Genomic DNA, 19,795 nt, shown 5'->3' with positions numbered 1-19,795 from the left:
GGCACCCGGCGCGGATCTGCGCGCCGGAGCGCACCCGTGGCACCAATTCCCCTATTGCCGCACATCGTCAGCGGTGACCGCCGTACGGTGGTGACGGCGGCACAGATCTTGCGGAGCCGTGGGAGAGAGGGCCTGGGGCATGGACCGTGGCACCGAGAGGGACGCACCTCCGAGCCGCGGGGTCATGGACGCCGAGGCGGAGTCCGCCGCGGCCGGACGTATCCCCTTGGCCGTGGTCGTGGTCGACCGCGACGGCCTGGTCTCGCACTGGAGCAGGGGCGCACGACGCCTGTTCGGCGCCGCCAAGGAGGACGCGATCGGCCGTCCCGTCCTCGACCTGCTCCCCGTCTCCGGCGCCCTGCCCGAGGAGGAGACCGTCACCCCGTACGGGGCCTACGTGGCGGCCTACGACGGACTCGGACCCGATCTCGAGTCCTCCCTCGACGGGCAGTTGTCCTACCCGGCCGCGGGCCGCGCCCGCCTCTCGCCGACCGAGGACGACCGGGCCGACGTGCTGTGGTGGGCGTACCCCCTGGTGGGCCCGGGGCGGGAGAAGCTGCTGGTGCTGGCGGCGGACGCGGCCGGTCTGCGCCACGACGACGAGGACGCGGTCCCCGAGCGGATCGCCCCCGGCTTCGCCCTGCACACCGACTTCCCCGGCGCCGAGGAACTCGCCCGCCGGCTCCCCGAGATCCTGCCCAGCATGAGCGTCGGCGAGGGCGCCCGGATCGTCGCGCAGATCCTTGAACTGGGCTATCCCGTCCTGGAGTTCAGCCAGAACGACCGGGTGCCCGTCACCCCCGACTGGGGTGTGCCCCGGCGGGCCGAGCGCAAGGCGCGCCGCGAGCGGGCGGCACGCGCGCGGGCCGAAGGTCTGCCCGTCCCGCAGGAGATCGCCGACGAGGGCGAGGACCTCGAGTACACCGCCGTACGCGAACGCCTGGAGTTCCTCAACGAGGTCAGCGGCCGCATCGGCACCTCGCTCGACCTGGCGAAGACCATCATCGAGGTCAGCCGGGCCGTCGTGCCCCGCTTCACCGATGTCGCCGGCACCTATCTGCGCGAACAGGTCGTCGCCGGCGAGGGGTTCCCGGACGGTGTGCCGGACACGACGACCATGTGGCACCGGGTCGCCCTGGAGCACACCGACGAACCCGGCCGCTGGGACGACGTCGTGCCGGTCGGCGAGGCCATGCCGTTCCCGGCGCACACGCCGTTCTTCCAGTGCATGACCAGTGGTGAGCCCGTCCTCGTGCCGCGCATCAGCGAGCAGATGGGGCACGCCATCGCCTCGCAGTTCGAGAAGCGGGACATCAGGCCGCTCATCACCGGCCGCTCCATGCTGGTCGTACCGCTGAAGGCGCGCAACGTGGTCCTCGGCTTCATGATCCTGCTGCGCCACCCCGAGCGCGTCGAGTTCAACGACATGGACCGGGTCACCGGCGCCGAACTCGCTGCCCGCGCGGGCCTCGTGCTCGACAACGCGCGCATGTACACCTACCAGGAGAGCGTCGCCGAGACCCTCCAGGACAGCATGCTGCCGCACATCCCGCCGCGCATGGCGGGCTGCGACATCGCCACCCGCTATCTGCCGGGCACGCTCCTCGGCCGGGTCGGCGGCGACTGGTTCGACTCCGTGAAACTGCCCGGCGCGCGCACCGCCCTCGTCGTCGGCGACGTGATGGGCCACGGCCTCAACTCGGCCGCGATGATGGGCCAGTTGCGTACGGCCGTACAGACCATGGCCGCCCTCGACCTGCCGCCCGCCCAGCTGCTGCGCAACCTCGACGACCTCGCCCAGCGCCTCGGCGACACCTACCTCGCGACCTGTCTGTACGCCGTCTACGACCCGATCGCGAGCGAGCTGCACCTCGCCAACGCGGGCCACATTCCACCGGTGCTGGTGCGCGCCGAGAACGGGCGCAGCGAACTGCTCGACCTGCCGACCGGCGCGCCCATCGGCGTCGGCGGAGTGCCCTTCGAGGCGGTACGCGTACGCGTGGAGCCCGGCGACCGGCTGGTGATGTGCACCGACGGACTGGTCGAGGTGCGCGGCGAGGACATCGGCGTCGGCCTCGCCACGCTGTGCGAGTCGGCCGCCCACCCGGCCGCGTCCATGGACGACGCCTGCGACACCATCATCCGGGCCCTCAACACCCGCGGCGGCCGCAAGGACGACGTGGCTCTGCTGATGTCCCGCCTCAACGGCATCGAGCCGGAGGACGTCGCCGAATGGCGGCTCTCCCTCGGCCCGCACGAGGTCGGCCGGGCGCGGGCCGCGGTGCGCGAACAGCTCCACGACTGGGGCCTCGCGGGACTCGCCGACGTGGCCGAGCTGATGGTCAGTGAGCTGGTCACCAATGCCGTACGGCACTCCCACAGCCGTCCGATCGAGCTGCGTCTCGTCCGCGGTGACACCCTGCTGTGCGAGGTGGACGACGACGACCACGAACTGCCGACCCTGCTGAACACGGGCCCCGGTGACGACTCCGGACGCGGTCTGCGCGTGATCAGCACGCTCGCCCGGGAGTGGGGCACCAGCCGGACGAAGGCCGGCAAGACCGTCTGGTTCGAACTGACACTGCCACGCCGTTGACGTCGTCGGGACCCGAGGGGCGCACGGGGCGTGCAAGGGCGTACGACGGTCGAATGCGGCGTGAAGGTATGCGCGACGCGCTTGATGCCGTGACCAGGGCGCGATAGACCGTACTCGCCCGTCACTTGCGACGGGCGGGCCGTCGCACCCTGGGGAGTTGGGCATGAGCGTGACGAGTCGTTACCGGGAGGCCTGGGAGGGTTTCTGGCAGGAGGCTCCCGAGGAGCAGGGGGCCGTCTTCTGGGACGCGGAACCCACGCTGACCGTGGGCGTCCATCTGGCGAACTTCGAGCCCCGGCTGCCCGACCCCAACCTTCCGATGGTGGACCTCGGCTGCGGCAACGGCAGCCAGACCCGCTTCCTCGCCGACCGCTTTCCGCATGTCATCGGCGCCGACCTGGCCGAGGCGGCCCTCGACCACGCCCGGCGCGCCGATCCCGCCGGACAGGCGACGTACCGGCTGCTCGACGCCTGCGAGAAGACCGAGGCGGAGGCGCTGCACGCCGAGCTCGGCGACGCCAACGTCTATCTGCGCGGCGTACTCCACCAGGCCGAACCCGACGACCGGCAGTCGCTGGTCGACGGTCTCGCCACGCTCGTCGGGGAGCGCGGCCGGGCCTTCCTCGTCGAACTCTCCGAAGCCGCCCGGCCCGTCCTCATGGGCCTCGCCCAGAGCCCCACGGGCCCGCCGCCCAAGCTGGCCCCGGTCTTCCGGCACGGCATCGCCCCCGGCGAGGTCGCCGACGACGCGGTGCCCGTGTATCTGCACGCGGCCGGACTCACGGTCCTGGCCAGTGGTGAACTTCCGCTGATCACCACGGAGTTCGCACCCGACGGCACCCGGATCGAACTGCCGTCGAAGTGGCTGGTGGCGGGGCGTACGGCCTGACGGTGCCTGCGTCGGGGCGGGTTCAGCCGCGTACGGCCAGGTGGTAGGCGGACGCCCACAGCACCACCGCGCAGCCCACGCCCACGACGGCGCGCACGCTCTCGCCGGACAGGCCGGCCGCGAGGAGGGCGAGGCCGACGACGCCGACGACGGTCATCAGGCCGGCCGTCCAGCGGTACTGCCACTGGTCGTAGAGGCGGGACAGCGGGAAGAAGTGCAGGCCCACCACGAGCGCGATGCCGACGGGGATGAACGCCGGGTGGCCCGTGGCGTTGGACACGGCGATCACGGCGAAGACGGCCACCAGCTCGACGCCGTTGACGATGCCCACCCCGCGCGCCCAGTTCCGCGGCAGGCTCACCGTCCGGGGGGAGGGCGCGGCGTTCCGGCGATACCCGGCACAGAGGGCGGCGGCCGTGAGCAGGGCGGCCGCCACCTCTATGGCCACCGGCACGGCGTCCGTGGCCGATCCGGTTCCGGAGGCGCCTGCGAAGGCCCACACGAGCGCGAACACGGAGAGCACGAGGGTTCCCCTGCGGCGCAGACTGCGGGTCAGCGCGAGGCACTCGGCGTCGTCGGAGTCAGCCTGTGTGGTGAAGGGCGTGGACGTCATTGGTGGAGAGTACAACTGTCCACGAGGGGCTCGCCCGTGTTCCGGGTGGCTTGATCCTGGCCGCCCGCGAGCGCGGCGCGTAGCGTGGGGCGGCATGAAGATCCTCATCAGCGCCGACATGGAGGGCGCCACGGGCGTCACCTGGCCGGCCGATGTGCTGCCGGGGACCCCGCAGTGGGAGCGCTGCCGGTCGATGTTCACCTCGGACGTCAACGCCGCCGTGCTCGGCTTCTTCGACGGTGGCGCGGATGAAGTGCTCATCAACGAAGCCCACTGGACGATGCGCAATCTGCTGCTGGAGCAGCTCGACGAGCGCGCGCAGATGCTCACCGGCCGGCACAAGTCCCTCTCCATGGTGGAGGGCGTGCAGCACGGCGACGTGGACGGCATCGCGTTCGTCGGCTATCACGCGGGCGCCGGCATGGAAGGCGTCCTCGCCCACACCTACCTCGCCAACTCCATCACCGGCGTGTGGCTGAACGACGTACGGGCGAGCGAGGGGCTGCTCAACGCGCGGGTCGTCGCCGAGTACGGAGTGCCGGTCGTCCTCGTCACCGGCGACGACGTGGCCTGCGAGGACGCGCTCGGGTATGCCCCCGGGGCGCTGAAGGTCGCCGTCAAGGACCATGTGTCGCGGTACGCGGCCGTGTGCCGTACCCCGGGCAGGACGGCGGGCGACATCCGGGAGGCGGCCAAGGAGGCGGCCGCCCTGGCGGTGCGTCACGAGCCCGGCGGAGGCGGCCCCTTCACCGTCGCCCTGGAGTTCGACGCCGAGCATCTGACGCAGGCCGCGACCGTCGTGCCGGGCGTGGACCGGATCGGGGAGCGGAAAGTGGCGTACACCAGCGACACCATGTACGAGGGGATCCGTACCTTCAAGGCGGTCACCACGATCGTCTCGGCCGCGGTGGAGGAGCAGTATGGCTGACCGGCAGTCGCTGGACGAGGTCGTCCGGTTCACCTCCGACCTCATCCGCATCGACACCACCAACCGCGGAGGCGGCGACTGCCGGGAGCGGCCCGCCGCCGAGTACGCCGCGGAGCAGCTGGCCGGGGCTGGCCTGGAGCCGACGCTCCTGGAGCGGACCGAGGGCCGGACGAACGTCGTCGCCCGTATCGAGGGCACGGACCCTTCAGCGGACGCGCTGCTCGTGCACGGGCACCTGGACGTCGTACCCGCCGAAGCCGCCGACTGGAGCGTGCACCCGTTTTCCGGGGAGATCCGCGACGGCGTCGTCTGGGGGCGCGGCGCGGTCGACATGAAGAACATGGACGCGATGATCCTCGCGGTCGTGCGCGCCTGGGCGCGTGAGGGCGTGCGGCCCCGCCGCGACCTCGTCATCGCCTTCACCGCCGACGAGGAGGCGAGCGCGGAGGACGGCTCCGGGTTCCTCGTCGAGGAACACCCCGGGCTCTTCGAGGGCTGCACGGAAGGCATCAGCGAGTCGGGGGCGTTCACCTTCCACGACGGCAGTGGGCGCGAGATCTACCCCCTCGCCGCGGGTGAGCGCGGCACCGGCTGGCTGAAGCTCACCGCACGCGGACGGGCCGGACACGGCTCCAAGGTGAACCGGGCGAACGCGGTGACCCGTCTCGCCGCCGCCGTCGCCCGGATCGGCGACCACGCATGGCCGCTCCGGCTGACCCCGACCGTCGGCGCGGCCCTCACCGAACTCGCCGCGCTGTACGGCATCGAGGCCGACCTCGACGACGTGGACGGGCTGCTGGCGAAGCTCGGCCCCGCGGCCCAGCTGGTCGAGGCGACTGTGCGCAACAGCGCCAACCCGACGATGCTGGACGCCGGTTACAAGGTCAACGTGATCCCGGGGGAGGCCGTCGCGTATGTCGACGGGCGCTATCTCCCCGGCACCGAGGACGAGTTCCGCGCGACGCTCGACCGGCTCACCGGACCGGACGTGGACTGGGAGTTCCACCATCGAGAGGTGGCCCTCCAGGCGCCCGTGGACTCGCCGACGTACGCCGGGATGCGCGCCGCCGTCGAGGAGTTCGCGCCGGAGGGGCATGTGGTGCCGTACTGCATGTCCGGCGGCACGGACGCCAAGCAGTTCTCGCGGCTCGGTGTCACGGGCTACGGTTTCTCCCCGCTGAAGCTCCCGGAGGGCTTCGACCACCAGGCACTCTTCCACGGCGTCGACGAGCGGGTCCCCGTCGAGGCGCTGCACTTCGGCGTCCGCGTCCTCGACCGCTTCCTGCGTACGGCCTAGCGGCATGGAGCTCACCTACGGCTCGTGGCCGTCACCGATCGACGCCGCCCTCGCCGCCGCGCACGACGGGCATCCCGAGTACGTCGGTTTCGTCGGCGACGAGGCCTGGTGGACCGAGCCGCGGCCCACCGAGGGCGGCCGGCGCACCCTCGTGCGGCGACGGGCGCAGGGCACCGAGGAGTCGATGCTGCCGCCGCCGTGGAACGTGCGCAGTCGCGTCATCGAGTACGGCGGACAGCCCTGGGCCGGTGCCCCCGGACCGCTCGTCGTGTTCGTGAACTTCGCCGACCAGCGGCTGTACCGGTACGAGCCGGGTACCGAGCCGCGCCCGCTGACCCCTGCCGGACCGCGCTGGGCCGAGCCGCAGTTGCGCCCGGACGCCGGTGAAGTGTGGTGCGTGATGGAGGAGTTCACCGGCGAAGGGCCCACCGATGTACGCCGGGTGCTCGCCGCGGTGCCGCTGGACGGCTCGGCGGCCGAGGACCGGGACGCCGTCCGCGAACTCAGCGACGGCCGGCACCGGTTCGTGTCCGGCCCGCGCGTCTCGCCCGACGGACGGCGGGCGGCCTGGCTCGCCTGGGACCATCCGCGGATGCCGTGGGACGGCACGGAACTGGTCGTCGCCGAGGTGGACGGCGTCTTCCGCGCGGCTCGCACGGTCGCCGGCGGTCCCGAGGAGTCCATCGCCCAGGTGGAGTGGGCCCCCGACGGCGCCCTGCTGTACGCGAGCGACCGCTCCGGCTGGTGGAACCTCTACCGCGACGGGGTGCCGCTCTGCCCGCGCGAGGAGGAGTTCGGCGGGCCCCTGTGGAAGCTGGGCCATCGCTGGTTCGCCCCGCTGGAGAGCGGACTGATCGCCGTCGTGCACGGCCGCGGCGCCACCGCGCTCGGCGTACTCGACCCGGAGACCGGCGAGGTCGTCGACGCCGCGGGCCCCTGGACCGAGTTCGCGCCCACGCTCTGCGCGCACGGCGAGCGCATCGTCGCCGTCGGAGCGAGCCCGCGCACCGGGCACGAAGTGGTGGAGCTCGACACGCGCACGGGTCGGGCCAGGGTGATCGGCGCCCCGCACCAGGACTCGGTCGACCCCGCGTACTACCCCGAGCCGCAGATCCGCACGTTCACCGGCCCGGCCGGACGTGAGATCCACGCGCACATCTACCCGCCCCACCACCCGGCGTGCGTCGCGCCCGGCGACGAGCTGCCGCCGTATGTCGTCTGGGCGCACGGCGGGCCCACCAGCAGGGCGCCGCTGGTGCTCGATCTGACGATCGCCTACTTCACCTCGCGCGGCATCGGGGTCGCCGAGGTCAACTACGGCGGCTCGACCGGGTACGGACGGGAGTACCGGGAGCGGCTGCGTGAGCAGTGGGGTGTGGTCGACGTCGAGGACTGCGCGGCCGTCGCACTGGCCTTGGCCGACGAGGGCACCGCGGACCGGGACCGGCTCGCCGTGCGCGGCGGCAGCGCGGGCGGCTGGACCAGCGCCGCGTCCCTCGCCATGACCGACGTCTACGCCTGCGGCACGATCGTCTACCCGATCCTGGACCTGACCGGCTGGGGATCGGGGGAGACCCACGACTTCGAATCGCAGTACCTGGAGAGCCTGGTGGGGCCGCTCGCCGAGGTGCCCGCGCGGTACGCGGAGCGGTCGCCCGCCGAGCACGCCGACCGGATCACCGCACCCTTCCTGCTGTTGCAGGGCCTGGACGACGTGATCTGCCCGCCCGCGCAGTGCGAACGCCTGCTGGCCCGGATGGAGGGCCGACGGGTGCCGCACGCGTATCTCACCTTCGAGGGGGAGGGGCACGGCTTCCGGCGGGCCGACACCATGATCCGCGCCCTGGAGGCCGAACTCTCCCTGTACGCACAGGTCTTCGGCTTGCAAGCGCCCGGCATTCCCACCCTGGAGCTCACCAAGTGAAGCAGCTGGTACGTCCGACCCGGCTGGCCCCCGGCGCCCGCGTGGCCGTCGTCGCGCCCAGCGGACCCGTGGCGGAGGAGCGACTCCAGGCCGGACTCGACGTCCTGCGCGGCTGGGACCTCGAACCCGTCGTCGCACCCCATGTCCTCGACCGCCACGGTGAGTTCGACTACCTGGCGGGCACGGACGCGCACCGGGCCGCCGATCTCCAGAGCGCCTGGTGCGATCCGTCCGTGGACGCCGTGCTGTGCGCCCGCGGCGGCTACGGCGTGCAGCGCATGGTCGATCGGCTGGACTGGGACGCGATGCGCGCGGCCGGACCGAAGGTGTTCGTCGGCTTCAGCGACATCACCGTGCTGCACGAGGCGTTCGCCACGCGGCTGGGGCTGGTCACGCTGTACGGACCCGCGGCCGCGGGCGTCGACTTCATCAAGAACACCCGCGCCCAGGAGCACTTGAAGGCTACCCTCTTCGCTCCCGAGACGGTGAGCGCCATCGTGTCCCGCGGCAGCACCCTGGTCCCCGGGCGGGCCCGCGGCGTCACCTACGGAGGATGTCTGAGCCTGCTCGTGTCCGATCTCGGCACACCGCACGCCCGGACCGATGCCCGAGGCGGGCTGCTGATGATCGAGGACGTCGGCGAGCAGGCGTACCGGATCGACCGGATGCTCACCCAACTCCTGCGCGCGCAGCGGCTCGACGGCGTCACCGGGATCGCGCTCGGATCGTGGAAGGGATGCGGTCCTTACGACGCACTGCGCGCCGTCTTCGCCGACCGGCTCGGCGGACTCGGCATCCCCGTAGTTGAGGAGTTCGGGTTCGGCCACTGCGAAGGGGCGTCGACCATCCCCTTCGGCCTGGCCGCCGAACTCGACGCCGACAGCGGCACGTTGACGTTTGAAGAAAGTGCGCTGCGCTGAGCTGCCGTTACTGAATTCCTGTCAAGAATCACCCGTCACGGCGATTGACCACGTCTGACACGTGTCACACCATGATTACCGGCCAGTACTTACTGGTCGGTATCCCGGGTTGTCCTCAGCGTGGAGGTCTCTGTGTCCCGACGTGTGCCCAGATCCCGCGTCCCGCTCGCCCTCGCTCTCGGCGCCGCCCTCACCGCACCCCTCGCACTCACCTCACCCGCGGCCGCGGCCGGCCAGTACACGGTCACCGCGCTGAAGTTCACCGTCCAGGCGGGTGACCGCACCTGCACCGTGGACGCCGACCTGTACCGGCCCGCCGGCGTGGACGCCGCCCACCCCGCGCCCGCCGTGGTCGCCACGAACGGCTTCGGCGGCAGCAAGGACGACGGCTCGACCAACGCCGTCGGCAAGGCCTTCGCCGAGCGCGGCTACGTCTCCCTCGTCTACTCCGGGCTCGGCTTCGGCCGCAGCGGCTGTCTGATATCGCTGGACGACCCGGCCGTCGACGGCGTGGCAGCCTCGCAGCTCGTCGACTTCCTGGCCGGGAAACGCTCCGCCGACGACGGCACGAACGCCGACTTCGTGACCCTGGACGGCCCCGGCGATCCCCGGGTCGGCATGATCGGCGGATCGTACGGCGGCGCCATCCAACTGGCGACGGCCGCCGTGGACCACCGGGTCGACGCGCTCGTCCCGATGATCACCTGGAACAACCTCGCCTACTCCCTCGACCCGAACAACACGGTCGGCAGCGGCAGCGTCCCCGGCGTCTTCAAATGGCAGTGGACCAACGGCTTCTACCTCATAGGCGAGGGCCAGACACTGCTGGAGCCCAGCCTCGACCCGTCCCGCATCAACTCCCTCGCCTGTCTGCACTTCGTCACCAGGGCCTGCGACACGATCCGCACGCTCAATTCCGGCAGCTACCCGGCCGACAGGACCGCCGAACTGCTCGACTACGCGCACAGCGTGTCCCCGATGTCGTATCTCGACCGCGTCCAGGCACCCACGCTGCTGGTCCAGGGACAGGCCGACAGCCTCTTCAACCTCAACGAGGCGACGGCGACGTACAAGACGCTCAAGGCGCAGGGCACCCCCACCAAGATGATCTGGCAGTCCTGGGGGCACAGCGGCGGGCTCACCGACCCGGCGTCCGGTGAACTCAACCTGAGCCAGGGCAATCTGGACTCCTCCTACGTCGGCAAGCGCATCCTCGCCTGGTTCGACCGGTACCTCCACCGGCAGCAGGTCGACACCGGACCCGCCTTCGCCTACTACCGCGACTGGATCACCGACCCCGACGGCACCTACGCCACCGCAGGCCAACTCCCCGCGATCAGCCAGAGGTTGTACCTCTCCGGCGACGGCAAGCTCGTCGACAACCACAAGAAGGTGGCGCGCGGCAGCCGTACGTACACCAACTGGCTGATCTCCACGAGCCATTCGGAGAGCTCGCTGACGGGGATCATCGGGCTGCCCGATCCGGCGCCGTACGACACGCCGGGCACGTACCTGGGCTGGACCAGCGAGCCGTTGGCGCAGTCGGTCGATGTCGTGGGCGCGCCTCGGGCCACGCTCAAGGTGGTCTCCCCGAAGGCCGAGCGGAAGCAGGGCTCCGGCGACGCCGCCGACAAGCTCGTCCTGTTCGCCAAGCTGTACGACGTCGCGCCCGACGGCACCAAGACGCTGGTGCACCGGCTGGTCGCGCCGGTCCGTGTCCCCGACGTCACCAAGAGTTTCACCGTGACGCTGCCCGGGATCGTGCACCGGTACGAGAAGGGGCACCGGCTTCAGTTCGTGATCGCGGGGAGCGATGACGCCTACTTCGGGAACCGGGGGATCAAGCCGGTGACCGTGGTCAGCGCGCCGGGGGACACGGGGGTGCTGGAGCTGCCGGTCGCGGGCGGCTGAGCGAGCGCTCACTCGCCCGGCCCTTCGCGCACGGCGGGCGCTCACCGTGCGTGAAGGCCGGGGACGGACCATGCTGGTGGTATGAGTACGAAGACGTCGGAGAAGGGCGGCAAGGTCGGCGGGCGGGGCGGCGGCGCGCGCGGGGTCATGACCCCCGCCCGGACCACCGTCCTGGTGCTGGCCGTCCTCGCCCTTGTCTTCATTTTCGAGAACACCGGCTCCACCGAGATCAGGCTGCTGATCCCCCTGGTGACGATGCCGCTGTGGGTGGCCCTGCTCGCCATGGGGGTCATCGGCGCGCTGTTCGGTGCCTATTTCATGCGACGGCGACGGTAGCCCTGCGCAAGGAGGCGCGTCGTAGGGTGGCGGGATGCCGCATCCCGCATCCCGCCATCTCGCCGAAGGCCCCCGTGTGGGCATACGCTTCTTCACCCATGCGGACGGCGCCGAGTTCACCGCCCGCGCCCGGGAGAGCAAGGACCTGCACCATCCGTGGCTCTTCCCGCCGGACACCGCACAGGCCTACGCCGCCTACGCGGGCCGGCTGATCGACGACCCCACCAAGGCGGGCTTCCTGGTCTGCGAGAAGGACGGCGGCGCCATCGGCGGATACATCAACATCAACAACATCGTCGAGGGTGCCTTCCTGAGCGGTGCCCTCGGCTACGGCGCCTTCGCGCACGCCGCCGGGCGCGGGCTCATGCGCGAGGGGCTCGACCTGGTCGTCGGATACGCCTTCGGCCCGATGCGGCTGCACCGGCTCGAGATCAACGTCCAGCCCACCAACACCGCGTCCATCGCCCTGGCCCGTGCCTGCGGATTCCGCCTGGAGGGCTTCTCGCCCGACTTCCTCCACATCGACGGGGCCTGGCGGGACCACGAGCGGTGGGCGATCACCGCGGAGCGCTCCGCGGGAAGTGCCGGGAGCGGGGCCGCGCCCCGATAGGTGGTCGGTATGCCGTCGTGTCCGCCTTTGCGCAATCCTGACCGGTAGCTCCTCTGGTCAGGTCTGCGCTGTGCGGGTTCCATGGTGATCGTGACGACGATCCGACGTGACGTAGTGACACTGCCCGCCGCCGAGTTGGGGCCCGACAATCCACTGCCGCCGCTGCGCACCCTCGGCGAGGTGCACCATGTCGACGAGCGGGACCGGGAGGAACTGCCGCGGGACATGGCCCGGCAGATCGGCTACGAGCCGTTGCGCAGCCTGCTGCCGGTACGGGTGCGGGACGGCTACGACCGGACGCGCGAACCCCGCGACATCGACACCCTGGTGATCGAGAACGACCGGCTCAGGGCCACCGTGTTCCCCGGCCTGGGCGGCCGTGTCGCCTCCCTCTTCCACAAGCCGACGGGACGTGAACTGCTCTACCGCAACCCGGTGTTCCAGCCCGCCAACTTCGCCCTCAACGGCGCCTGGTACTCCGGCGGCGTCGAATGGAACATCGGCGCCACCGGGCATACGACGCTCTCCTGCTCGCCCCTGCACGCCGCGCGCGTACCCGCCCCCGACGGCGGTGAGATGCTCCGCCTCTGGGAGTGGGAGCGGCTGCGTGACCTGCCCTTCCAGGTGGACCTCTGGCTGCCGGAGGGCTCCGACTTCCTGTACGTCGGCGTCCGCATCCGCAATCCGCACCAGCGGCCGGTGCCGACGTACTGGTGGTCCAACATCGCCGTCCCCGAGGAGCGAAGGGTCCTCGCGCCCGCCGAGGAGGCGTGGCACTTCGGATACGAGCGGAGTCTGCGCCGGGTGCCCGTGCCGACGTACGACGGGATCGACCGGACGTACCCGCTGAACAGCCCCTACGCCGCCGACTACTTCTACGAGGTGCCCGACGGGCGCAGGCGTTGGATCGCCGCGCTCGACGCCGACGGACAGGGGCTGGTGCAGACGTCCACCGATGTGCTGCGCGGGCGCAAGCTGTTCGTGTGGGGCGCGGGTAGTGGCGGGCGGCGCTGGCAGGAGTGGCTCACCGAGCCGGGCACCGGCGGCTACTGCGAGATCCAGGCGGGGCTGGTGCGCACCCAGTTGGAGCATGTGCGGCTGGAGCCGGAGAGCGAGCTGTCGTGGCTGGAGGCGTACGGGCCGTTGACCGCGTCTCCCGAAGTGTCCGCGGCCGAGGCGCAGTTGGAGGCCGTACTGCCGCGCGCCGACGTCGATGCCGCCTACGCCGCCTGGAAGCCCTGCGCCGACACCGAACCGGGTGAGGTGCTGGCCGTCGGATCCGGCTGGGGTGCGCTCGAAGTGCTGCGCGGGGAGTGGAAGTTGCCGGGCACGCCCTTCGACGAGGGCACGCTCGGGGACGCCCAGGCGCCGTGGCTGGAGTTGCTGCGGGCCGGTGTCCTGCCCGAGCCGCGCCGTGTGCAGCCGCCGGGGGAGACGCTGGTCGCACCGCACTGGCGGGACATGCTGGAGACGGCGCCGGCGACTCCGCTCGCCGAGTACCACCTCGGGGTCGCCCAGTGGCATGCCGGGGACCGGGCGCAGGCGGTGCGCAGCTGGGAGCGGGCGCTGGAACTCGCCCCGTCGCTGTGGCCGTTGCTGCGCTGCCTCGCCGTCGCCGACCAGGAGAGCGGCAACCCCGAGCGAAGCGAGATGGGGGTCCCTCCGCCCGAAGGGTGGGGGAGGGCCGCCGACCGGTATGCGGAGGCCTTCGACGACCTGTGCCGGGAGCGGCGGGACGACGGGGAACGCTGGACGGCGGCGACCGCCTCGCTGGGCCGCGAGGCCGTCGAGGCGCTGCTCGCCGTGGGGCGTACGGCGCACGCACGTGCCGTGTGGGAGCGGCTGCGCCCCGAGACCCGGGCGCGCGGGCGGTTCCGGCTGATCGAGGCGCGGTTGCTGCTCGCGGAGGGGCGGCGTGCGCAGGCCCGCGCCGTCCTCGACGCGGACTTCGAGGTCGCGGACCTGCGCGAAGGGGACGAGGGCATCGGGAGCCTGTGGGCCCGGATCGGCGACGAACCGCTCCCGGCACACCACGACTTCCGTATGCGGCCGCCCGCGGCACCGTGAGGCGTCAGGACGGGCGGCGGTCCACGTACTCGTAGATCGCCCCGTCCGGATGCATCACGATCATGTTCCGGCCCACCGGCGTCGTCATCGGGCCCGCGACGATGTACGCGCCGAGCTCGGTGAGCACCTTGTGGGCCTCGTCGACGTCCGCGACGGCGATCGTCGCCGCGACCTTGCGCAGCACCTCCAACTCGGCCTCGGGCCCGCTCATCAGCAGGAAGCAGCCGACGGCGGCGACCTGGACGCCGCCGCGCTCGAAACGGAGGGCGGTGCCGCCCGCGAGGCGTTCGTAGAAGGGGACCGCGGTCTCCAGGTCGTCGACGCAGACGCGCAGCGTGGCTCCCAGAATGTCCATGTGGACGAGCCTAGTTGGGACGGTCGGCGAGAGGAGATCGTTTTGCCCGATCTCCTCCGCCCGACCACCAAGTCGCCCATGGCCGTGCGCCGCGGCGTTACGCGCACCGGGCCGGGGGTACCCGGCGGCCATGAACCGCTTGGATCATCTGGAGCACTTGGACAAGGCGCTGGTCGACGAACTGGCGCAGGTGGCGCGCGAGACCATACGCGACGAACTGCGTGAGCAGACCCGCAAGCAGCGCCGCACGGCCGTCCTGTACGCCGCGTCCGGCGCCGTCGCCCTGTACGCGGGCGCGGCCCTCGCGCTCGCCCTGGGCCTGGCCCTCGCCATCGGACTGCCGGACTGGGCCGCCGCCCTGATCACCGCGGTGATCCTGGGCGTCGTGGCCTATGTACTGCGCGGAACCGCCCGGCCGTCGGCGTCCCGGCCGACACGCGACGGTGCGGGCGAACCCGTCGCCGAACCCACCCCCGCCGGTACGCCGCCGTATCCGCCCGTGCCGCCCGCCGCGCCCGGCGGGTTCAGCGGGGCGACCGGCGCGCCGGGGGCCGGCGTACCGTCCGCCGCACCGCGCCCCGACGACGGCGACCCCGAGCCGCCGCACCACCGGGCGTGACGAGCGGTTCCTGCGGGTCGGGTCCACCCGCCGGGGGTCACCGGCCATAGGGGGCAGGACCCTCGCTCACGCCGTGTTTGGGGGCGCTGACCAGGGGGACGCGGAAGACCCCGTACGAGCCACAGCGCCGGAGGCGAACTGTGAGTCGACCCCGCATCGTGATCGTCGGAGCCGGATCCGCCGGGTATCAGGCGGCCCGCACGCTGTCGCGGCTGACCCGGAACCGGGCCGAGATCACCCTGCTGAACCCGACCGACTACTTTCTGTATCTGCCCCTGCTGCCCCAGGTCGCCGCCGGAATCCTGGAGCCGCGCCGGGTCACCGTCTCCCTCTCGGGCACCCTGCCCCGGGTACGGCTGGTGCTCGGCGAGGCCGACGGCGTCGACCTCGACGCGCGCACCGTGCACTACCGCGACCCCGAGGGCTCGCGCGGCACGCTGCCGTACGACCGGCTGGTGCTCGCCGTCGGCAGCGTCAACAAACTGCTGCCCGTCCCCGGGGTCGCGGAGCACGCGCACGGCTTCCGTGGGCTGCCCGAAGCGCTGTACCTGCGCGACCACGTGACCCGGCAGGTGGAGCTCGCGGCCGCCGAGGACGACCCCGGGAGCTGCGCCGCCCGGTGCACCTTCGTCGTGGTCGGCGCCGGATACACCGGCACGGAAGTCGCCGCGCAGGGGCAGCGCTACACGGACGCGCAGGTGCGGCATCCGCTGCGGGGCGGCATACGTCCGCGCTGGCTGCTGCTCGACGTCGCGCCGCGCGTCCTGCCCGAACTGGACGAGCATCTTTCCCGCACCGCCGACCGTGTGCTGCGGCAGCGGGGCGTCGAGGTGCGCATGGGGACCTCGGTGAAGGAGGCCACGCACGACGGAGTCCTGCTGACCGACGGGGAGTTCGTCGAGACCCGCACGCTGGTGTGGTGCGTGGGCGTACGGCCCGATCCGCTCGTCGAGGGTGTCGGGCAGCCGCTGGAGCGCGGGCGGCTCATCGTCGACCCGTACCTTCAAGTGCCGGGCCGGCCCGAGGTGTTCGCCTGCGGTGACGCGGCCGCCGTGCCCGACCTGAACAACCCCGGCTCCTTCACACCGATGACCGCCCAGCACGCCTGGCGGCACGGCAAGGCCGTGGGCCGCAATGTCGCGGCATCCCTCGGCATCGGCGAGCGGAGCGTCTACCGCCACCGCGACCTGGGGTTCGTCGGCGGCCTGGGCGGCGCCCAGGCCGCCGCCAACCCTCCCCCACCCTTCGGGCGGGGGGACCCCCATCTCGCTTCGCTGGGCGTGCCGCCGGCCGGCCCGCTCGCCGGGGCGGTCACCCGCGGCTACCACCTCGCGGCGATGTCCGGCAACCGCGTCCGGGTCGCCGCCGACTGGCTGCTGGACGCCGTACTGCCGCGCCAGGCGGTGCAGTTGGGGCTCGTGCGGTCCTGGTCGGTACCCCTGGACACGGCCTCACCGGAACTGCCACGGATGCCGGAGGAGGCGCTCGAGGCAGCGCACAGCTCCGCGTACCCCGAACCACCCGGCCCCGTCAAGCGCCCCGACCACCCCGCGGAAGGAGCCTCATGAACACCGGTGAACTCCAGGAACTCGCCCAGCAACTGCGGGTGGACAGCGTCCGTGCCGCCGACGCCGCGGGCTCCGGGCACCCCACCTCCTCGATGTCCGCCGCGGACCTCATGGCGGTCCTGCTCGCCCACCACTTCCGCTACGACTTCGACCGCCCCACCCACCCCGCCGCCGACCGCTTCGTGCTGTCCAAGGGGCATGCGTCGCCGCTGCTGTACTCCATGTACAAGGCGGCCGGCGCCCTCGACGACGACACGCTGCTCACCTTCCGCAAGCTCGGCAGCATGCTCGAAGGGCATCCGACGCCCCGGCGGCTGCCCTGGGTCGAGACGGCCACCGGCTCGCTCGGTCAGGGACTGCCCGTCGGCGTCGGCATCGCGTTGGCCGGCAAGCGGCTGGACCGCACCGGATACCGGGTGTGGGTGCTCTGCGGCGACAGCGAACTGGCCGAGGGGTCCGTGTGGGAGGCCGCCGAGCACGCGGCGTACGAACACCTGGACAACCTCGTCGCGATCCTCGACGTCAACCGGCTGGGCCAGCGCGGCCCCACCCGGCACGGCCACCACCTCGACGCCTACGCACGCCGCTTCCAGGCCTTCGGCTGGCACACCGTCGAGATCGACGGACACGACGTCGACGCGATCGACCGCGCCTACGGCGAGGCCCTGTCGACGACCGGACAGCCGACCGTGATCATCGCCCGCACCCTCAAGGGCAAGGGCGTCGCGGCCGTCCAGGACCGCGAGGGACTGCACGGCAAGCCGCTGCCCGACGCCGACGAGGCGATCGACGAGCTCGGCGGCCGACGCGACCTGCGCGTCCGCGTCCAGGAGCCGCCCGCCGCCCGGATGCTGCACGCCGTACGCACAGGGCACCTCGACCTGCCCCGCTGGGACGAGGGCGACGAGGCCGCGACCCGGGACGCCTACGGCCAGGCGCTCACCGCGCTCGGCACCGCGCGCGGGGACATCGTCGCCCTCGACGGCGAGGTCAGCGACTCCACACGGGCCGAGTTCTTCGCCAAGGAACACCCCGACCGGTTCTTCGAGTGCTACATCGCCGAGCAGCAGATGGTCGCCAACGCGGTGGGGTTCGCGGCGCGCGGCTGGGTGCCGTACGCGTCCACGTTCGCCGCGTTCCTCACGCGCGCGCACGACTTCGTGCGCATGGCCTCGGTCAGCGGTGCCGGCATCAACCTCGTCGGCTCGCACGCCGGTGTCGCGATCGGACAGGACGGGCCCTCGCAGATGGGTCTGGAGGACCTGGCGATGATGCGGGGGGTGCACGGCTCGACCGTCCTCTACCCGTGCGACGCCAACCAGACCGCGCACCTCGTCGCCGCCATGGCGGGCTGCGACGGCATCCGCTATCTGCGTACCTCCCGCGGCAAGAGCCCGGTGATCTACGGCCCCGGCGAGGAGTTCCCGGTCGGCGGCAGCAAGGTGCTGCGCTCCTCCGCGCAGGACCGGATGACGATCGTCGCGGCAGGCGTCACCGTGCACGAGGCGCTGGCCGCGGCCGACGCGCTGGCGGGGGAGGGCATCGCCGTCCGGGTCGTCGACCTGTACTCGGTCAAGCCCGCCGACCTGCCCACCCTGCGCAAGGCCGCCGAGGACACCGGCTGTCTGCTCACCGTGGAGGACCACCACGAGGAGGGCGGCATCGGCGACGCCGTCCTGGCCGCGTTCCTCGACGGCCGGCCCGTGCCGCGCCTGGTGCGGCTCGCCGTACGGTCGATGCCGGGCTCGGCGTCGCCGGAGGAGCAGCTGCACGCCGCGGGCATCGACGCCGAGTCGATCGCGGCTTCGGGGCGGCTGCTGGTGGAGGAGGCGGTCGTGCGATGAGCCGCGACGACGTGACGACGGTCCGTGCGGGCCGCCGTACCGTCGACGTGCACCGCCCCGACAAGGTGCTCTTCCCCGGCGGCGGGGACGCGAAGGAGTACACCAAGGGCGATCTCGTCGACTACTACCGGGCCGTCGCGCCGTTCATGCTGCCGCACCTGCGCGGCCGCCCGTTGATGCTCCAGCGGCACCCCGACGGGCTCGACGGGCCGCGGTTCATGCAGAAGAACACCCCGGACCACTACCCGGAGTGGATCACGCGCGTCGAGGTGCCCAAGGAGGGCGGCACCGTCCGCCACACCGTCTGCGACGACACCGCGACCCTCGTGTACCTCGCCGACCAGGCCTGTCTCACCCTGCACCGATGGCTGTCGCGCACCGACAGCCTCGACCGGCCCGACCGGATGGTCTTCGACCTCGATCCGTCCGCGGACGACTTCGAGACGGTGCGCGAGGCCGCCCGGCTGCTGGGCGAACTGCTCGACGAACTGAGGCTGCCCTCGGCCCTGATGACCACCGGCTCCCGCGGACTGCATGTGATCGTGCCGCTCGACGGACGCCATACGTTCGACGAGGTACGGGAGTTCGCCCGCGACCTCGCCGGCGCGCACCCCGACCGGCTCACCACCGCCGCCCGCAAGAAGGACCGCGGCGACCGGCTGTACCTGGACGTCCAGCGCAATGCCTACGCCCAGACCGCCGCCGCGCCCTTCACGGTCCGTGCCGAGCCCGGAGCGCCCGTCGCCACCCCCCTCACCTGGACCGAACTGGACGACCCGGGCCTGGACGCCCGCCACTGGACCATCGCCGACGCCGTCGAGCAGGCACGCACCGATCCCTGGGCCGGAGTGCTGAGGAAGGGCCGCGCCCTGGGCCCGGCCCGGCGCAGGCTCAACGCCCTGCGCGACTGAAATCAGTGGTCCCGTGGGTTTGGCCGACGCGTCCAGGGCCACTCGCCGTCCGAGGCGCCCATGACTAATTCACAGAACACACCCAAATCATCCAGACAACAACGGGGCGGGGCGGACGACAAGCCGACCCCCATGGAGATCCTGAGCCAGGCACGCGCCCAACTCTCCGAACTCACCGGCATGACCGCGGAGACGGTGTCGTCCTTCGAACAGACCGAGGACGGCTGGGTGTTGGAGATCGAGGTCCTGGAACTGGTCCGCGTCCCCGACACGATGAGCCTGCTCGCCAGCTACCAGGTCGATCTCGACTCCGAGGGGCAGCTCACCGGCTACCGACGCGTCCGCCGCTACGAACGCGGGCGGTCCGACGCACACAGGCAGGGCGGCCGTTAGGTCGCCCGCCCACC

Annotated in this window: 17 protein-coding genes; 15 read left to right on the top strand and 2 right to left on the bottom strand. The window is 72.1% G+C overall.

Annotated elements, in window-relative coordinates; all coding sequences use genetic code 11:
• Window positions 1-139 precede the first annotated feature (139 nt).
• Together ACIHFB_RS17330 and ACIHFB_RS17325 are read left to right on the top strand one after the other, a co-directional pair.
• The gene (locus ACIHFB_RS17330) at window positions 140-2,596 is read left to right on the top strand and encodes a SpoIIE family protein phosphatase (protein ID WP_400127233.1); all 2,457 of its coding nucleotides are present in this window, start codon (window positions 140-142) and stop codon (window positions 2,594-2,596) included.
• Window positions 2,597-2,759: 163 nt separating this feature from the next.
• A complete protein-coding gene (locus ACIHFB_RS17325; RefSeq protein ID WP_400127232.1) occupies window positions 2,760-3,485 on the top strand; it encodes a class I SAM-dependent methyltransferase in 726 nt (241 codons plus the stop codon).
• 22 nt (window positions 3,486-3,507) lie between these two features.
• On the opposite strand, the gene ACIHFB_RS17320 is transcribed toward ACIHFB_RS17325, so the two are convergent.
• Entirely contained in the window at window positions 3,508-4,098 is a 591-nt protein-coding gene (locus ACIHFB_RS17320; protein ID WP_400127231.1) for a DUF7010 family protein, read from the bottom strand.
• Window positions 4,099-4,192: 94 nt separating this feature from the next.
• Here ACIHFB_RS17320 and ACIHFB_RS17315 point away from each other — a divergent pair, with 94 nt between their 5' ends.
• The 8 genes from ACIHFB_RS17315 (at window position 4,193) to ACIHFB_RS17280 (ending at window position 14,091) form a co-directional block, all read left to right on the top strand.
• Window positions 4,193-5,026: a M55 family metallopeptidase gene (locus tag ACIHFB_RS17315; protein WP_400127229.1), complete on the top strand. Its 834-nt coding sequence runs from the start codon at window positions 4,193-4,195 to the stop codon at window positions 5,024-5,026.
• On the top strand, window positions 5,019-6,323 hold the full coding sequence (locus ACIHFB_RS17310) for a M20/M25/M40 family metallo-hydrolase (protein WP_400127228.1): 1,305 nt from the start codon (window positions 5,019-5,021) through the stop codon (window positions 6,321-6,323). The genes ACIHFB_RS17315 and ACIHFB_RS17310 overlap by 8 nt, the downstream gene beginning before the upstream one ends.
• A gap of 4 nt (window positions 6,324-6,327) precedes the next feature.
• Entirely contained in the window at window positions 6,328-8,247 is a 1,920-nt protein-coding gene (locus ACIHFB_RS17305; protein ID WP_400127227.1) for a prolyl oligopeptidase family serine peptidase, read from the top strand.
• Window positions 8,244-9,167 (top strand): LD-carboxypeptidase, encoded by a 924-nt coding sequence (locus tag ACIHFB_RS17300; protein WP_365273768.1) that lies wholly within the window; start codon window positions 8,244-8,246, stop codon window positions 9,165-9,167. Before ACIHFB_RS17305 ends, ACIHFB_RS17300 begins: the two co-directional genes overlap by 4 nt.
• Window positions 9,168-9,299: 132 nt before the next feature.
• Entirely contained in the window at window positions 9,300-11,078 is a 1,779-nt protein-coding gene (locus ACIHFB_RS17295; protein WP_365273765.1) for a CocE/NonD family hydrolase, read from the top strand.
• Between the two features lie 81 nt (window positions 11,079-11,159).
• Window positions 11,160-11,414 (top strand): LapA family protein, encoded by a 255-nt coding sequence (locus tag ACIHFB_RS17290; protein ID WP_365273762.1) that lies wholly within the window; start codon window positions 11,160-11,162, stop codon window positions 11,412-11,414.
• A gap of 34 nt (window positions 11,415-11,448) precedes the next feature.
• Entirely contained in the window at window positions 11,449-12,024 is a 576-nt protein-coding gene (locus tag ACIHFB_RS17285; RefSeq protein WP_365273759.1) for a GNAT family N-acetyltransferase, read from the top strand.
• Window positions 12,025-12,105: 81 nt separating this feature from the next.
• Window positions 12,106-14,091, top strand: a complete 1,986-nt coding sequence (locus tag ACIHFB_RS17280) for a DUF5107 domain-containing protein (RefSeq protein ID WP_365273756.1) — start codon at window positions 12,106-12,108, stop codon at window positions 14,089-14,091.
• 4 nt (window positions 14,092-14,095) lie between these two features.
• Here ACIHFB_RS17280 and ACIHFB_RS17275 read toward each other — a convergent pair whose 3' ends face one another.
• Window positions 14,096-14,446 carry a VOC family protein gene (locus ACIHFB_RS17275; protein WP_365273753.1) on the bottom strand — a complete coding sequence of 117 codons (351 nt, stop codon included), beginning with the start codon at window positions 14,444-14,446 and terminating at the stop codon, window positions 14,096-14,098.
• A gap of 130 nt (window positions 14,447-14,576) precedes the next feature.
• On the opposite strand from ACIHFB_RS17275, the gene ACIHFB_RS17270 reads away from it, so the two are divergent.
• The 5 genes from ACIHFB_RS17270 to ACIHFB_RS17250 all read left to right on the top strand — a co-directional run bounded on the left by ACIHFB_RS17270 (window position 14,577) and on the right by ACIHFB_RS17250 (window position 19,781).
• A complete protein-coding gene (locus ACIHFB_RS17270) occupies window positions 14,577-15,065 on the top strand; it encodes a phage holin family protein (RefSeq protein ID WP_365273750.1) in 489 nt (162 codons plus the stop codon).
• Between the two features lie 140 nt (window positions 15,066-15,205).
• On the top strand, window positions 15,206-16,633 hold the full coding sequence (locus ACIHFB_RS17265; RefSeq protein ID WP_400127225.1) for an NAD(P)/FAD-dependent oxidoreductase: 1,428 nt from the start codon (window positions 15,206-15,208) through the stop codon (window positions 16,631-16,633).
• The gene (locus tag ACIHFB_RS17260) at window positions 16,630-18,477 is read left to right on the top strand and encodes a transketolase (RefSeq protein ID WP_365273747.1); all 1,848 of its coding nucleotides are present in this window, start codon (window positions 16,630-16,632) and stop codon (window positions 18,475-18,477) included. The genes ACIHFB_RS17265 and ACIHFB_RS17260 overlap by 4 nt, the downstream gene beginning before the upstream one ends.
• Window positions 18,474-19,388 carry a non-homologous end-joining DNA ligase gene (gene ligD, locus ACIHFB_RS17255; RefSeq protein ID WP_365273744.1) on the top strand — a complete coding sequence of 305 codons (915 nt, stop codon included), beginning with the start codon at window positions 18,474-18,476 and terminating at the stop codon, window positions 19,386-19,388. Before ACIHFB_RS17260 ends, ligD begins: the two co-directional genes overlap by 4 nt.
• A gap of 60 nt (window positions 19,389-19,448) precedes the next feature.
• A complete protein-coding gene (locus ACIHFB_RS17250) occupies window positions 19,449-19,781 on the top strand; it encodes a gas vesicle protein (RefSeq protein ID WP_365273741.1) in 333 nt (110 codons plus the stop codon).
• The last annotated feature ends 14 nt before the right edge of the window (window positions 19,782-19,795 follow it).

This window comes from Streptomyces sp. NPDC051963 (assembly GCF_044593495.1).
Taxonomy (GTDB): domain Bacteria; phylum Actinomycetota; class Actinomycetes; order Streptomycetales; family Streptomycetaceae; genus Streptomyces.
The sequence above is the reverse complement of the archived record's forward strand: the minus strand, read 5'-3'. Positions and strand labels throughout refer to the sequence as shown.

Bases quoted from the DNA above. Each gene is read 5' to 3' on its own strand.
- ACIHFB_RS17330 (WP_400127233.1), top strand. From the start codon at position 140: ATGGACCGTGGCACCGAGAGGGACGCACCTCCGAGCCGCGGGGTCATG.
- ACIHFB_RS17325 (WP_400127232.1), top strand. From the start codon at position 2,760: ATGAGCGTGACGAGTCGTTACCGGGAGGCCTGGGAGGGTTTCTGGCAG.
- ACIHFB_RS17320 (WP_400127231.1), bottom strand. From the start codon at position 4,098: ATGACGTCCACGCCCTTCACCACACAGGCTGACTCCGACGACGCCGAG.
- ACIHFB_RS17315 (WP_400127229.1), top strand. From the start codon at position 4,193: ATGAAGATCCTCATCAGCGCCGACATGGAGGGCGCCACGGGCGTCACC.
- ACIHFB_RS17310 (WP_400127228.1), top strand. From the start codon at position 5,019: ATGGCTGACCGGCAGTCGCTGGACGAGGTCGTCCGGTTCACCTCCGAC.
- ACIHFB_RS17305 (WP_400127227.1), top strand. From the start codon at position 6,328: ATGGAGCTCACCTACGGCTCGTGGCCGTCACCGATCGACGCCGCCCTC.
- ACIHFB_RS17290 (WP_365273762.1), top strand. From the start codon at position 11,160: ATGAGTACGAAGACGTCGGAGAAGGGCGGCAAGGTCGGCGGGCGGGGC.
- ACIHFB_RS17285 (WP_365273759.1), top strand. From the start codon at position 11,449: ATGCCGCATCCCGCATCCCGCCATCTCGCCGAAGGCCCCCGTGTGGGC.
- ACIHFB_RS17280 (WP_365273756.1), top strand. From the start codon at position 12,106: ATGGTGATCGTGACGACGATCCGACGTGACGTAGTGACACTGCCCGCC.
- ACIHFB_RS17275 (WP_365273753.1), bottom strand. From the start codon at position 14,446: ATGGACATTCTGGGAGCCACGCTGCGCGTCTGCGTCGACGACCTGGAG.
- ACIHFB_RS17270 (WP_365273750.1), top strand. From the start codon at position 14,577: ATGAACCGCTTGGATCATCTGGAGCACTTGGACAAGGCGCTGGTCGAC.
- ACIHFB_RS17260 (WP_365273747.1), top strand. From the start codon at position 16,630: ATGAACACCGGTGAACTCCAGGAACTCGCCCAGCAACTGCGGGTGGAC.
- ligD (WP_365273744.1), top strand. From the start codon at position 18,474: ATGAGCCGCGACGACGTGACGACGGTCCGTGCGGGCCGCCGTACCGTC.
- ACIHFB_RS17250 (WP_365273741.1), top strand. From the start codon at position 19,449: ATGACTAATTCACAGAACACACCCAAATCATCCAGACAACAACGGGGC.